The sequence below is a fragment of the Candidatus Methylacidiphilum fumarolicum genome (assembly GCF_949774925.1).
Taxonomy (GTDB): Bacteria; Verrucomicrobiota; Verrucomicrobiia; order Methylacidiphilales; family Methylacidiphilaceae; genus Methylacidiphilum; species Methylacidiphilum fumarolicum.
The window spans coordinates 502,781-517,957 of sequence record NZ_OX458932.1 but is presented as its reverse complement, the minus strand read 5'-3'; the positions used below and the strand labels follow the sequence as shown (position 1 = coordinate 517,957).

The 15,177-nt window shown below is 41.4% G+C and carries 10 protein-coding genes and 1 pseudogene; 10 read left to right on the top strand and 1 reads right to left on the bottom strand.

Annotated elements, in window-relative coordinates; translation table 11 throughout:
* The first annotated feature begins 34 nt into the window (after positions 1 to 34).
* The 9 genes from hemL (at position 35) to QOL44_RS02170 (ending at position 11,202) form a co-directional block, all read left to right on the top strand.
* Positions 35 to 1,321: a glutamate-1-semialdehyde 2,1-aminomutase gene (gene hemL, locus QOL44_RS02205; protein WP_045086965.1), complete on the top strand. Its 1,287-nt coding sequence runs from the start codon at positions 35 to 37 to the stop codon at positions 1,319 to 1,321.
* A complete protein-coding gene (locus tag QOL44_RS02200) occupies positions 1,318 to 3,120 on the top strand; it encodes a SpoIVB peptidase S55 domain-containing protein (RefSeq protein WP_009060197.1) in 1,803 nt (600 codons plus the stop codon). Before hemL ends, QOL44_RS02200 begins: the two co-directional genes overlap by 4 nt.
* A 154-nt stretch (positions 3,121 to 3,274) precedes the next feature.
* The gene (locus QOL44_RS02195) at positions 3,275 to 4,306 is read left to right on the top strand and encodes a cytochrome-c peroxidase (RefSeq protein WP_009060199.1); all 1,032 of its coding nucleotides are present in this window, start codon (positions 3,275 to 3,277) and stop codon (positions 4,304 to 4,306) included.
* A gap of 163 nt (positions 4,307 to 4,469) precedes the next feature.
* Complete coding sequence (locus tag QOL44_RS02190) at positions 4,470 to 6,629, top strand: ligand-binding sensor domain-containing protein (protein WP_009060201.1); 2,160 nt, start codon at positions 4,470 to 4,472, stop codon at positions 6,627 to 6,629.
* Positions 6,630 to 6,804: 175 nt separating this feature from the next.
* Positions 6,805 to 6,966 carry a hypothetical protein gene (locus QOL44_RS02185; RefSeq protein WP_153300113.1) on the top strand — a complete coding sequence of 54 codons (162 nt, stop codon included), beginning with the start codon at positions 6,805 to 6,807 and terminating at the stop codon, positions 6,964 to 6,966.
* 339 nt (positions 6,967 to 7,305) lie between these two features.
* Complete coding sequence (locus tag QOL44_RS11210) at positions 7,306 to 7,395, top strand: TylF/MycF/NovP-related O-methyltransferase (protein WP_079199479.1); 90 nt, start codon at positions 7,306 to 7,308, stop codon at positions 7,393 to 7,395.
* Positions 7,396 to 8,649: 1,254 nt separating this feature from the next.
* Positions 8,650 to 8,979, top strand: coding sequence for a glycosyltransferase family 4 protein (locus QOL44_RS02180; RefSeq protein ID WP_045086729.1), 330 nt, complete (start codon positions 8,650 to 8,652; stop codon positions 8,977 to 8,979).
* A 197-nt stretch (positions 8,980 to 9,176) separates the two neighbouring features.
* Positions 9,177 to 10,199: a class I SAM-dependent methyltransferase gene (locus tag QOL44_RS02175; protein ID WP_009060208.1), complete on the top strand. Its 1,023-nt coding sequence runs from the start codon at positions 9,177 to 9,179 to the stop codon at positions 10,197 to 10,199.
* A gap of 79 nt (positions 10,200 to 10,278) precedes the next feature.
* Positions 10,279 to 11,202, top strand: a complete 924-nt coding sequence (locus QOL44_RS02170; protein ID WP_166791421.1) for a glycosyltransferase family 2 protein — start codon at positions 10,279 to 10,281, stop codon at positions 11,200 to 11,202.
* A gap of 1,157 nt (positions 11,203 to 12,359) precedes the next feature.
* Here the strand turns inward: QOL44_RS02170 and QOL44_RS02165 are convergent.
* Positions 12,360 to 13,418, bottom strand: a pseudogene (locus QOL44_RS02165) (IS1634 family transposase); the annotation flags it as partial.
* Positions 13,419 to 13,551: 133 nt separating this feature from the next.
* Here QOL44_RS02165 and QOL44_RS02160 point away from each other — a divergent pair.
* Complete coding sequence (locus QOL44_RS02160) at positions 13,552 to 15,171, top strand: IS1634 family transposase (RefSeq protein WP_045086733.1); 1,620 nt, start codon at positions 13,552 to 13,554, stop codon at positions 15,169 to 15,171.
* The last annotated feature ends 6 nt before the right edge of the window (positions 15,172 to 15,177 follow it).

Sequence of the window (15,177 nt, the reverse complement as noted above, 5' to 3'; positions counted from 1 at the left end):
AGAAAAGAGGGTCGACTATCTTATAGAACAAAATATGGTCTTTTCTCTTTCTGAAAAACTATGGCATCAGGCTCAAGAGCTATTCCCCGGAGGGGTGAACTCTCCTGTCCGTTCCTTTCAATCAGTAGGCAGGATTCCCTTTTATGTAAGCAGGGCCAAAGGTTCAAAACTTTTTGATGTCGATGGCAACTGTTATACCGATTACGTATGCTCATGGGGAGCATTAATTCATGGGCATTGTTATTCTCCAGTAGTTCGAGCTATCAATGAAGCCTTACAAAATGGAACAAGCTTTGGAGCAAATTGCCCTTTAGAAATTAGACTTGCCCAACTCATTCGCTCCGCTATGCCTTCGATCGAAAAAATTCGATTTTTGAACAGCGGCACAGAAGCCTGTATGACCGCTATAAGATTAGCAAGAGGATTCAGTCGAAGGGAAAAGATTATGAAGTTTGAGGGATGTTATCATGGGCATGTCGACAGTTTGTTAGTAAAGGCTGGATCTGGAGCCCTTACCACAGGAATTCCTGATAGCGAGGGCATCCCGGCTTCTCTTTCTGCTCTAACCATTATTCTTCCTTGGAATGACGAGGAAAAGCTGATTTCGGCATTTAAAAAATATGGCCGCGAAACTGCTGCGATTATTCTAGAACCGGTACCAGCCAACTGTGGATTAATTCCGCCCAAGGAAGGGTTTCTGGAAGCTATTGAAAGTCAGGCTAGAGCCTATGGTACCCTTATTATTTTTGATGAGGTGATCACTGGCTTTCGGTTATCTTACGGGGGGGCTCAGGCACTTTTTAAAATTAAACCTGATCTTACTGTCCTAGGAAAAATTATTGGGGGAGGGTTGCCCGTGGGTGCTCTTGGTGGCAAAAAAGAAATCATGGATAGCTTGTCTCCTTTGGGTAAGGTGTATCAAGCTGGGACATTGAGTGGCAATCCCCTAGCTATGGCTTCTGGCATAGCACAACTCGAAGAACTTCAAAAAGGCCATGCTTATCAGTATTTGGAAAACCTAGGCCAACAACTTGAAACAGGAATGCTTGAGATTCAAAAAAAGCTTTCTTATCCTTTACAATTCCACCGTTTTGGCTCCCTTTTCAGCTTTTTCTTCACTCCAAAAAAAGTGGCCTCAGCGGCTGATGCCTACCAGGTAGACAAAAAGAAATTTTCTTCTTTTTTTACTGCCCTGCTTGCCTCACGAATATTTATTCCCCCCTCTCCCTTTGAAACTGCATTTTTAAGTACAGCCCATACGGAAAGTGACATTGATGAGCTGCTCAAGATAGTTTATGATACTTTAAAACAGATGCTATGACTGTGTTTCTACGTTTGGCTTTGCCCTTTTTGATTACTTTAGTTCTATTTACTGCAGCGGTGGCCAGGTGCCCTGCTGCTTCAGCTAATCTCAGCCCTACTGAATATTATCCTAAAGACAAACTCAAACCTGGAATGAGAGGGATTACTTATACCGTGCTTCAAGGAGAGAAGATTGAGCCTTTGGAGACAGAAATTCTTGGGATTGCTAAAAATTATATTGGTCCGGGACTGGATTTAATCATTGCTAAACTGGTGGATCCCAAAACGGCAGTGATTGGAGCTGTCCATGGAATGAGTGGTAGCCCTCTTTATGTTGATGGTAAGCTTGTGGGTGCTTTATCGCGGAGGATTGCCTCTTTCGAAAAAGATGGCCACTGCGGTTTTACTCCGATTGAAGATATGTTTCAGGTCGAACAATTAGAACAGCAAAATCCGCCCTCTCCTTCCCAATACCTCTCTGTGGATCGACCATCAAGCTGGAATCTTTTAGGGCCTAATCGATTTGGTGGCATGCTAAAAGAGAAAACCGACTGGTTGGCTGTGCCTCTGACAGTCAGTGGAATAAGTCAAAATCTTTTCGAACAATATCTCAAGCGGTTTGGTTGGGGACAATTCCCCTTTTTGATTGTTTCGGGCGGTTCTAGCAGTAGTGCAGCTTCGGTGCACCCGGAATCTATACAGCCTGGCGCTCCGGTTTCCGCCGTCATGATGACAGGGGATATTTCCATTGGTGGGACAGGAACCTTAACCTGGAGAAATGGGACGAATGTATTAGCTTTTGGCCATCCAATGTTCGGTTTTGGGAAAAGTAATCTGCCTATGGCGATGGCTGAAGTCATTACGACCATACCTAGCTATGAAACGCCTTATAAGTTGGCTAATATAGGGAATGTTATTGGAACAATCTTAGAAGACAGGCTTTCAGCCATTGGAGGGAAAATAGGACCTATTCCCACAATGGCTTCTTACAGTGTCAAAAGAATCCATAATGACAAAGCGATGAAACCACTAGAGGGCCAATTTATATCCCATCCGTCGCTTTCACCGATGCTCGTTAATCTAGCCCTGGCTGAGGCTTTATCTTCTACGGATAATTCCTCTCGTACTTTTGCAGTGAAAGTCGAAGGAAAAGTCGAATTCGAAAATCTCCCTCCCCTTACCCTAGGCGGGTTTTATTCTGGGCATGATACCGACCTTATCGATGCGACCATGGATATCACCAAACCCCTTAGCCTCCTTTTTGAACAACCTTGGATTGAACCTAAAATTAAGTCTTTGAACCTATCAGTGGTCTCTTCCGAAAAGGAAAAAGTGTTGATGGTCGAAAAGATCTATTCTGACTACCAGAAATATCAACCTGCTTCACAAATTCATCTACAATTAGAACTCAAAGAAAAATATGGAGAAAGGCTCTTTCGTAGCATCACCTTGACGATTCCCCCCACAGTCAGTGCTTCGACTCCTTTAAATATCCGGGTTATTTCTGGAAATATTTTGGATAAACAGCTACTGGATAAAAAGATGCAGGCTGTAACTGATGTGCACCAACTCATCGATGCTTTAAACCAAAGGCATAAGACCAATTGCCTCTATATTCAGTTGTTTATTGAAAGTCCAGGAGAAATTCGTGGAGCCCATGAATTACCTTCCCTCCCCCCTTCTTTGTTACTCCTCTCCAATACCTCTAATATTTCAAGAAAAACGATTCAGGACAACGAGCTCTTTTTGAGTGAAACAGAACTGGAACTTCCAGGGATGGCCTTGGCCGATCAGACCATTAAGGTCGAAGTCCAATAAAGGAAATATCGCTTTAAAATCTTTTCATTTTGATTGCTTGACAGTTCGATCAAAAGATAATAAAGCCTTCAATAGCATGCATTAAAAGCAATTCCTTTGGGTTTTTGGTTGAAGCGTGTTTTTTTTCGAAAACGGATTACAAAAGAGGCCAGCGATGCAAAAGTATAAAATAGTTTTCTTCTCAATAGTGTGTTCTTCTTTGCTAACCACCTACTCCGGTTTCTCTCAGGATATCTCCCCAGACAAAGTAAAACCTATTTTTGGGATACTGCCAAAAGTAGCCGATAACCCGGCTAATCCAGTAACTCCTGAAAAAGTCAACTTAGGCCGCTATCTCTTTTTCGAACCACGCCTTTCGAAAAGCGCTAAAATCAGTTGCAACTCATGCCACAGTTTGGCTAACAGCGGAGTAGATGGTCTTCCGACATCCATTGGCCATAAATGGCAGATTGGTCCTCGCAATGCTCCAACCGTTTTAAATGCAGCCCTACAATTTACTCAATTTTGGGATGGAAGAGCAAAAGATGTAGAAGAGCAGGCTATGGGCCCCATGCTTAACCCAAAAGAGATGGCTTCTACCAAAGAACTAGTCGTACAAAGACTCAAAAGCATTCCACAGTATGAAGAGATGTTTCATAAGGCTTTCCCTGAAGACACGGATCCAATCACTTTTGAAAATGCTGCAAAAGCCATCGCTGCCTTTGAAAGAACCCTTTTGACTCTCTCACGCTTTGATCGGTATATGGATGGCGATCTTTCTGCACTCAGTCCTGAGGAAAAAGAAGGACTCAAGACTTTCATCCAAACGGGATGCATTACTTGTCATAATGGAACAGATATTGGCGGAGGAATGTTTCAAAAATTTGGACTGGTCCACAAGGTGGAATGGCTTCAGGATTTAGGAAGATTTGAAGTCACTAAAAACCCCGCGGATAAATATGTTTTTAAAGTTCCTTCTTTACGGAACGTTACGAAAACAGCTCCTTATTTCAATAATGGGCGTGTCTGGTCTTTAGAAGAGGCTGTAAAGACTATGGGGTATGTGCAGCTTGGGAAAAATCTAAGTGATGAGGAAGTGAAGAAAATTGTTAGTTTTTTAGGGAGCCTTGCTGCAGAGCCTCCACTGCAAATCACCTTACCTAATTTGCCGCCCTCCACTGCAAAGACTCCTAAGCCCATGCCTTAAAAAAACAACTAGAACAACTCGGCTGAAGTATATTAAAACTTTGGGCGAGTTTCGTTCTTTTTTTATGGGTAGTTGAAAAAGCGGATCGTTTTTCTTGCAGTTTGCCCGAATAAAGAACAGAGGATTGGAAAGGGAAAAAAGATATAAAAAAGTGTCTTTTTAAATGAATTTTCTCTCTAAGCACTCACCAACAATAATTCTTGTCATTTGGGTTTTTTTTACAATTGCAAGCACACTGCGGGCAATCCATCCCCAAAGAATCGTTTTAGATAGCTATAATGATTTTGCTCAAGGCATATCAGAAAGTGTGGAAATAAAAGCCGAAGGCTCTCTTGTTCCCTCTCCTTATATCGAAAAGATTGCCAGCCTTCCTGCTGAACAAGCCTGGTCAATTTTAGCTGAAGGCATGAACGGCTGTCTTGTCGGAACATCTCCGGAAGGAAAACTATTCCGAGTGCAAAAAAATAGCTCCTATCAATTGATTGCCAAATTCCCTGAAGGCAATATTTCGGCTTTAGCAATGAACAACAAAGGAGAAATTTTTGTTGGAACTTCCCCTGACGGTAAAATCTATAAAATCAAGCAGAACGGTCAGTTCGAAGTTTTTTTCGATCCAAAAGAAAAATACATCTGGAGTATCATTTGCGATGACAAATCGAACATGTATGTCGGGACAGGGACTGGAGGAAGAATTTATAAATTGACTCCAGATGGCAAAGGAGAAGTGTATGCCACTCTAAATGAGACGCATGTTCGCTGTTTGCTTTTCTACACGGAAGGAACACTACTTGCAGGGACAGCAAACAGGGGGTCTATTTATAAGATCTTTCCAGGAGGCAAATCGGTTCTGTTTGTGGATCCTGAAAAAGAGGAAATTAACAGTCTTGTAGCGGCAGATCACGACACGGTTTATTTTTCTGCAGTTGGGAAGAAAAAACCGTCTAGGATACAAAATCCATTGCCTCAGGATAATCCTCAGTTTTTTCCAGAAGGTAGTTGGATGGAAGGTGGCGGAGAAATGGAGGAGGCTAAAGAATTTCCCAGCTCAAAGACATTGCCCCTTGTCTCAATCAAACCAACCATTCCCCCGAGACTTTCAGAAATCTGGAAAATAGAAAAGAATGGAGTTCCCTATCCAATTTGGAGTAGTAAGGATTTCGTTTTCAACATTCTTTGGTTTCAAAACAGGCTTCTTATCGGTTCGGATTCGGGTGGTTATGTCTACTCGATAGATTCCAACGGGAAAATGGATAAACTGCTAAAAACAGGATCCAATCAAAATAATGCCTTTGCTTTATCTGGTAGGCAGCTATTTATTGCTTCCAGCAATCCTGTTCATATTTATGTGATGGAAGAAACACAACGGGAAAGAGAAGCAGTCTATCGTTCCTGGCCAATTGACGCCGGTTCAATGGCTAAATGGGGTTCTATCAAAGTGGAAAAAGAAGGGAATGTAGAGGTGCTGACCAGAACTGGTAATACACCTAGAACGGAAGCTGGATGGTATGACTGGCAACCGCTTGTTGGCGATCATTGTATGAGTCCCCGTGGGAGATTTTTGCAGTTTGAATTAAGACTTGGGAAAAATGCGAAAGTCAGCCGCGTGGAGATTGCCTGTCTTCCTGACAATATTCCTCCTAAAATTGAACTGTTAAAAATCCTTCCCTCTGGGATTTCTTACACCAGCTTAACCATGCCTCCCCCACCCCCTCCAACTAAAACCCTTGATCAGCTTCTTTCTCACGATGAGAAGCCTTCTGATTTTGAAATCCAAGGCATGCCAGCTCGTTTCCAACTTAAGGAAAGTCGAGGATTGCGTACCGTCGTTTGGAAAGCTATTGACCCGGATGGCGACAACCTTAAATACAGCATTTATTTTAGACCTCAGTCTTCTAGCCAATGGACATTGCTAGTTAAAGATTTAGAAGAAAGTCTATTCAGTTGGGACACGACTGGATGGCCTGATGGATTTTACGTCTTAAAAATTGAAGCTTCTGACGAAAAGGATAATCCAATAGGCATGGGGTTGTCAGCAACTCTAGAAAGTAGACCATTTTTTGTCGATAACACCCCGCCACAGATTCGGATCCTCAATAAATCGACTAGTGGTGTAAGCATTGCTGTATCCGATGAAGGAAGCGGATTAAAAACAGTGGAAATCTCCGAAGATGGGAAAAATTTTACCTCCCTTTATCCTAAAGAAGGCATTCTAGATTTTCAAAAAGAAGAGTTTTTCATTCCCTTCTCTCTAGAAAAGAAAATCCTATTCATTCGTGCCGAAGATGAAAGTGGCAACATTTCTAATGCGTTGATTAGTAATTAAAAATTGAGGTTTCTACAACAATCTTAGACTGTTTTCAATGAACAAACTTTAGAATAAACAAAGGATATTCCTTACAATGCCATTGCCATAAACCCAAGATTTAAAAATCGACTAAGTTCTATCATACATAGGATAGAGCTTTATATAAATGCTCAGAAAATTGCAGAGTAAACAGATGAATTTTGCTACGTTTTTCATTTTCCCTTCCCTCGATCTTGATTGGGGATCCCTTAACATTGGCTCTCAACAAGAGAAAAATAAAAAAGCCATCCATCTATCTTTTCTTAATGAGTATTTGTCAATACTCCTTTTTATACTGAACCTTCCAAAGAGCTAGACTCATCAACTTCAAAATATCCCAAAGGATCCCTCTGTCTTTTGGAGTGGATTGTGTAAATCGAAATCAGAATCTAAGGAAAAGAACCGGGCAAAGAACGCAATGAAAAAGCTGATAATGGAGCCTTCTCCAGGGAAAAGCTTCCTCAAGGGTCATGGCTTATATGGAGCTCAGTCACATTTTTTTCAACATGTTAGAAACGTTTTCACCTATGATTCTAGAGGATAGTTGATACATCAAAATAAACCAGCACGCGATTTGTGATCATGCAATCTAACAATCATAAAGAAAACAGCGGTACTAATTAAAAAACTGGCATTACTCTGAGCAGACGGGGATATTCTTAGTTCAACAACAGATAACCTCGAATCTCTTTATGATAAGCTTTCTCCAGGAGGATTCCTAATTATAGATGTTTATGCAACCTGAGCCTGCTAAGCTGGCTAGAGAAGACATTTTTGTTTTTTCAGATTTTGTTATTTCAGAACGGATCATCCCAATCGGTTAAACTGCTGATGACTATTGGCAAAAGAGATAAGATAGTTTTTCCCCTTTCTTTTTATCTAAACGGCGATATTTCTTTCGATAAAGTAAATCAGCGAATATTTTTATAGTAAATTTTATTTGATTGTTTAAAAAATTTCTTAATCATTTTTAAGGCTTGTATTTAAGTTGGAGAAATATGGGTTAATTTAGGGTCAAGCTCATGAGCGACAAGATCTTCTTCTATAAGAAGAAGTTATTGCCTTGTACTCATAAAAAAACAAGGCAATGGGCGGTAGGTAGTTTCGCTAGCAGTATTCAACATCTCTTCATGGAATAGCTAACTTTAAGCTTGTGACAATGGCTAATCTTTTTTATTTGGTTTGTTTTGTCAAGATTTTTTAAGCCATTCTGAAGAAATACAACCTCACTCTTTTAACATCTCAACTTAAACCTCCCACAAACTCCTTTGCCATTAATCTATAAACCCTACGGCTATTTGTAAGGTAAATGTTGCTGTTTGTGGTAGATTTCATAATCACAATTATGTCAATTGCTTGGCTAAAGAAGGCATTCTAAATTGCTTTTATAACTCGCACCGCTTTGATAGAAAGATTAGCGCTAAAAGAACAAGGTAGTGAAATTAACCTCTGGCTAAAAGAGTATTTATTAAGAATTCATAATCAATTATTGGAACCTCACTTCCACTATTCTTTTTTAGGACCACTGTCTATCTTTCTTTGGGAAAAACAACTTTTAAAGCATTGGAAAGCAGCAAAATTATGGCATATGATGCTTCATGTGATTGCTAGAAACATTATCCGAAAATGCTCCTAAAGAAGGCAGGGTTTTTTTAGGAGAGGCTGTAAACAGCTATCCTTTTACTATAAGGAATCTCTCTTAAAAAGAATACGAAAGGCTCAATCTACTAAAGCAAAGTAATGTGTGGAAAGGTAAAAAATGGTGCCTTGATGAAATAGAACAGATCGATTTTCTTTTGTCCCCCTTTTACTCCGGGTAAAAAACTCATTCGTAACCCAGGGATCTTCTCAAAAAAAATTGTATCCTTTCCTATGGAGTCAATCTCAAGCGATTTTATCCACTTTCAGAAAATATCGAGAAACAATCCTCAAAAAAATTCAAAGTTCTTTGTGTCGGGCAAATTACTCCTTGAAAAGGTTAAATTGATCTGTTAGAAACTTGGGAAAGGCATTAAACATTAAAAATGTGGAACTGATTCTTCTTAGTTCTATTGATTTCTTAATGAAACCAATTTTAAGTCAACATAAAGGTTCATTTACCTATATGGGATCTTGTTCACGGGACAAAGTTTATTCTTATTATCATCAAGCTTCCGTTTTTGTTCTCCCTTCAATTGGAGATGGATTTAGCTGTGTAATACCTGAAGCAATGGCAAGCGCTCTTCCTGTTATTACAACAACTAATAATGGAGCTTCAGATCTTGTAGATAAAGGTTTGAATGGATATATTGTCCCTATTCGATCCCCAGAGAGAATAGCTGAAAAATGAGAAATCTTCTACAAAGATAATACACTGCAAAAAGAAATGGCAAAAAGCGCTTTAGAAAAAGCTAAAGGATTACCTGATTGGCAGCTCTATGCAAAAAATCTCGTTAGAAAAGTTTATGAACCCCTATTTAATATAAAAAATTCTAAAGCCTATACTCCTTTTATAAATTTTCCTTTAGTTAATTATCACTTGAATATATGCTTCTTGAACAGGTTCCCAACTGTCCAATATGTAATGGTAATGGCCAAACAGAAATAAAGGATGCAACAGACCCTTTCCTTGCTATTGAAGGAAAGTGGGGTTATAAACGCTGTTTGGATTGTCACTCCTTGTATATGGATCCTCGACCAGTTCCTCTAGAAATCCCTAATTTATATCCTAAAACTTATTATACTCACGATTCTATGGAGTTAGATCCATTTAAGCCTCAATCTATGACCTTTTTTTCTCAGTTGTGGCATAAGATCTGGATTGCTTCTCTATGTTCAATGGGTTATAAATCTCAATTGGAAGGCAAGAAACTAAAAAGTTCAGTTGTTGGTAATTTTTTTTGCCTTCATCCAACGGTTAACCTGGAAGCAAAAAGACAGTGTCGTTTTTTAGAAGCCAAGAGAGGAAAAATCCTAGATGTTGGCTGTGGGAATGGACAATTCCTTTATTTTATGAAAGAGCTACAATGGGAAGTAGAAGGAATCGAGCCTGATCCCTTAGCTGCGAGGAAAGTGATTGAGAATGGAATAAAGGTTATTCAATCTACTATAGAAGAAGTAGACCTCTCAAAAGACACTTATGATGCCATTACTCTTAGCCATGTCATAGAACATCTTAGGGATCCTGTTTCTATTATCAAAAAGCTTGTTAGCGCTCTAAAGCCTGGAGGCAAACTGATCAGCATTTCTCCAAACCCAACAGGAACTTTGGCCAAGAGATTCTTAAAATCATGGCGTGGACTTGAGCCTCCAAGGCATCTGGTTTTAGTTTCTCCACAAGGCTTTTGGCATATTCAGCAAGAACTAGAAATAAAGGGGGAAGTTTTTACACTTTGGAGGAGTGAAGCAATTATGTTTGCCCAAAGCAAAATGATCAAGACACAATCTAGAATAACTTCTATTCCTAGTCTGTCCTTTTCTGACATCCTTTATGGATATTTTTGGGGTCCATGGAAAACATTCTTTTTTCCTTTTTCTGGAGAAGAAGTCGTTTTCATTGCTAAAAAATAGATCAAGTATTATCTCTTTACCATTCTAAATAAAAAAAATAGCTGTTTCCCAATTATAACCAATGATGGTTTACAAAGATATGAAAAATAGCCAAAGAATAGGAATTATTGTGGGAACATATAACTCAGAAAAAGATATCAAGCCATTACTTTCATCTTTTCAACAGTTGACCTTTATGCATCAAATAGAGAAAATTGTGTTTGTTGATTCAGCATCTACAGATAAAACTGTTGATCTTCTTGAAGAATACCTAAAGGATACCCAAAATATTCATATTATAAAAATTCTTCGGTTAAACACCAATAAAGGCTATTCTTACTGCCTTAATCAAGGGATATATGCTTTTGGTCATAATATTCCCGACTATGTTCTTTTTTCTAATGCGGATGTAATCTATCCTCCTTATTATCTAGATGATCTATTCGAAGAACTCAAAGATTATCAATCTTATAACATAGGGATAGTTGGACCAAGTGTTCTTGAACCAATAGATAAAGAAAATTTGCAAGAACATCGACCAAGAAATCTCTGGGGCCTTCCCCAATACAGAGATAAAGATCAAAAAGTATACTTTGTCAATTATGTCCATGGCTGTAGTTTTTTAGTAAAAAAAGAGGTTTTGGAAAAAATTGGATATTTTGACGAAGACTATTTTCTGTTTTGGGATGAAATTGATTTTTGTACAAGAGCGAGAAAAGCTGGTTTTTCCATAGCTATCGTAAATAGACTTTCTATACTTCATCATCCTAATGTAGTCATATGGGATAACCTGAATAAATCAAAAACTCTTTTATATTATCAATATCGCAACCAATTTCTCTTCGCTAGAAAAATTTATGGACCAATTATTGGAACCTTATTTATAATTATTCGCTTTTTTGTCTTCGTTCGAGAGTTTATAAACTATATTATAAAAAAGCAATGGAACCATGCAAAAGTCATGATTTTAGGTTTTCTTCGAGGCTTATTGAATGAAAAAGGGATTTCTAAATTGCCTTTTTAGTGGCTTTCAGAGATCACTCACTAAAACTTTCATTACGTCTAGTCACCAGATAAATAGAGCAATCATAGTTATACTTAAAATCGGTGTTCAATGTTATGAACCTGATACACTCAAAGGAAAAAAGTATAATAGTCCGTTTTAAGTATATTTATATAATAGTTTTCTTATAAGATTGGTTAACCTTTAGCAGATGAGATTATTTTTTTATATTCGAATCTGTTTTGTTTTCGTAAAATATATAATCATGAATATGACTTAAAATAAACCATGTGCAAAGAGTTTTCTATTTGAAAGACTTTCCACAACAAATTAGATTATTTTTTGTTTGTGAGGCTACTAGAAATCATATAATAGAGAATATTTTCTATTCATATTCATTATATTATTCATTTATATAATATTATTTATATATGACTTTCTAAAACATTTGAATCTAGTTCTTTGGATGTATTTTTGATGGATAGTGCAAATATTTAGTATAAATTGAAGACTTATTTATAGAATATCTAGGTAGAAATGGCAACACTGAACTTATTTATCACCAGAACTTCAATGAAAAATCAATATTTTATCTTTTCCCACTCTAAATAATCTTTACAAATGGGCAAGAACTCATTTTAAACTTTATAAAACTGATAATTTAACGCTATTTTCTACCCTAAATGCATCTCCTAAAGAATGGAATAAATACTGTTTGATTAACGACAAATAACTCTTAAATCAGATAAGATCTGAAATTAAGGATATCATACCATGGCTGTAAAGATGGTTCGGTAAATTGCAAAAAGATGGGAAAATAGAAGTATTTAACGAAAAAAGTGATATGGAAATGGAGCTTCCCGTACTGAGTTAATCAAAGAGTATCTCTTATATAATAAATTGAAACAAACTGAATTTTATAGATTAATACACAACCAGTTATTAATGATTTGGATTATAAAGAATTAGGCTCTATAGAGGTAAGCAAATTATCATTATTCCCTAGGCAATTGTCCGCCAACAGCATACTCTAATCTTGCAAGTGCAGCATTGTAATTATACTTGGCTTCCAGATACCCAATTTTTGCTTTCAGCAACGCTTGCCTAGCAGATGTTTGGTGAAAATTTCGTAAGTTATTGATTATCAATGATCCTTTTTTCAATGCGTCACTATGTGGTTTTTTTTGTTTATTTTTGGATTTCCAAGGTCCAAGGGCTGACTTTGTACGGGGGGAAAAGAATTTGGTGTGCTAACTTCATTTCCTCAAGGCACCTCCGGGGTGTTTGGTGCCTCCAACCTCTGCCTCGACGACGTGGACGGTCCGGAGGTGAGTCAAGGCCTCTTCGGTGGAAAAAGGGAGCTTGGCTAGCTTTAGCTTTTTCTCCAAGAGTCGGTCAAGCAAGAAGGCCAAGGCGGCAACAAAGACATGGACCTGGACCCGCTGGGGATCATGGTGATAGATCGGACGCATCTCTAGGACATCCTTTAGCTTCCGAAAGGCCCGTTCCACTTGGCTAAGCTCCTTATAGGCACCCACGGCCTCCACCGCGGAGAGATGTTTTTCTTCTGTCAAAATGAGGTACTTGCCTTCCAAAAGCTTCTCCTCTTCCAAAGGCTCTTGAGAAAACTCGAAGCGACCAGAAGAAAGACTCCAGCGGAAGTAGCGATGTCCATGATGGGCCGAGAGGATGCGCCCGGCAGCAGCTCCGATTTTCTCAGGATCTCGAAGCTCTCCTTTTTCCACCCGCTTCGCCAGCTTCTCCAGCTCTTCCCGAATCTTCGAGACAGCTGCCTCCCGCATCGCTTGCTCGTAGGCGAGCCGCTCGGCACTCTCCACCACAAAGATCCGCTGCCCCGGGAGACGTCCCGGAACTTCGCAAACCCGGTCGTTACTTCCCGGAGCACAAGGCTGCCAGCAGCCCGCTTGCGCCTGGCAAAGATACTCTAGGACCTCCGGGCTTCTCCGCCGCCGAAGTCCCACCAAAAACCCATGGCCCTGACTCCAGAGAAAACACAAGTTGGCCGTGCTCACCATCCCCCGGTCCCCCACAAAAACCACCCGCCGAAGCCCAAAACGCTTCTCTAAATCCTCCACCACCCTCTGTACCGTCTCTCCATCCTTGAGATTGCCTCGAAACACATGGTGGACAATCGGCCAACCATTCACCATCACCACCCCCAAAAGAATCTGCCGATTGCCTCCCCGCCGGTCCCGACTGTACCCAAATGGAGCTAGCCCATCTTCCGCAAGTTTTTGACCATTTTGTTGATGTATCAATGACTTATATATATTCGTGTAGGACTCAATAATTTATTTATTATTTATTATTCTGTTGGCATCGTGGAGAAAATATGTTAGTCAGGTAGGCATGTACTTGCAGGAGGTCCGCACACGTCAAAAGGGGAAGATCTATCGATCCTATATTGTCCGAGAGTCCTACCGAGTGGGGAAGCAGGTGAAGACACGCCGGATCGCCAACGTGACCCGATTGCCGGAAGAAGCTCGGGAAGTGCTGGCGGCGGCCTTGCAAAAGAAGCGTCTTGTTCCTGTAGAGGGGCTCGAAGTCCAGGAGGCACTTGATTACGGAGGATTGGCCGTTCTCGAAGAAGCCTGGGGTCGCTTTGGCCTCGATGAAGTCTTTGCCCGTGTTGGCTCGGAGCGGAAACGAAGGCTTTTGAAGGCAATGATCTTTGGCCGGATTCTCTTTCCTTCCTCGAAGCTGGTCCTTCGGGAGGAAGCGCGGGGGACTCTTCTGGCCAAGGCTTGTGGGCTCGAAGAGAAGGATCTGGATGAAGACGAGCTCTACCGGGCGATGGATGAGTTAAACGGCTGTTGGAGTGGGATTGAGAAGAAGCTTTACCAAGGGAGTCAGCCGCAGGGGGCGAGCCTGGTGCTCTATGATCTTTCGAGTGTTTACTTCGAAGGGGAGGGCCCTGAGGGACTAGCGCAATATGGCTATAGTCGGGATCACCGGCAGGATCGGCGACAAGTTCTTCTGGCGGTGGCTACGGATGGTCGGGGGATTCCGTTCCATGTGGAAGTGCTGAGAGGGAATCGGGCGGACCGCACGACCTTGACGGGGCTCTTGGTCACGCTCAGACGGAGGTTTGGGATCCAAGAGGCGACCTTCGTCTTCGATGGGGGGATGAGGAGTTGGTGGAACTTGGAGATCCTGACTGGCATGGAGCTGGAGTACGTGACCTGGTCGACTCGGGCCAAGCTTCTGGAGATTCTCAGTCGTCTGCCTGAAGACCGACAGCTTTGGCTAACGGACCGGACGCGGGTACTGGAGATTGAACAGGAGGGAGTGCGCTATGTCATTGCGGGAGGAGAGTGGCGGGCTCAGCGGGACCGCGAACGGCGGCAAAGCCGCATTGCTCAAGCAGAAGAAGTGCTCCGCCAGATCACGAAGGCGGCACGCCGGCAGGTGAATCCCGTGAATCTCGGCAGCCGGGTTGGCCGAGCGCTGCAGAGGCTTCAAGCGCACAAATACTTCCAGTACGGCGTCGACGCAGGCGGCCGGTTCTGGTGGAAACTGGATCAGGAGCGGGTCAAGGAAGAAGAGGCGACTGACGGCTGGTATCTCTTGGAGACCAATCTCCCGGCGACCAAGGCTTCGGGCCAAGCGGTGCTCACCCACTATAAGCAGCTAGCTGTGGTCGAAGCCGCCTTCTCGGAGCTCAAGAGCTACCTGGAAGTCCGTCCCGTCTATCACTGGCGACCGGACCGAGTCCGCAACCATGTAAGGATCTGCTTCCTGGCCTTCTGGATGAGTGCGCGGCTCGGAGCCGAATGGGTGGCCAAGGGCTTTACCGAAGAGGTGCCCAAGGTGCTTCGGCGTCTTCAGACGATCCACTTGGTCAAACTCTCCCTAAAAGGACAACCGCTGATCGGGCTCTTCTCTCAGATTCCCCCCGAGTTGAATGCCTTGCTGCAAAAGATCGATCTGCTTTCCCTCTTCGCTTCTCCTCCCAAGTGGGCAATGTAGGCAGAA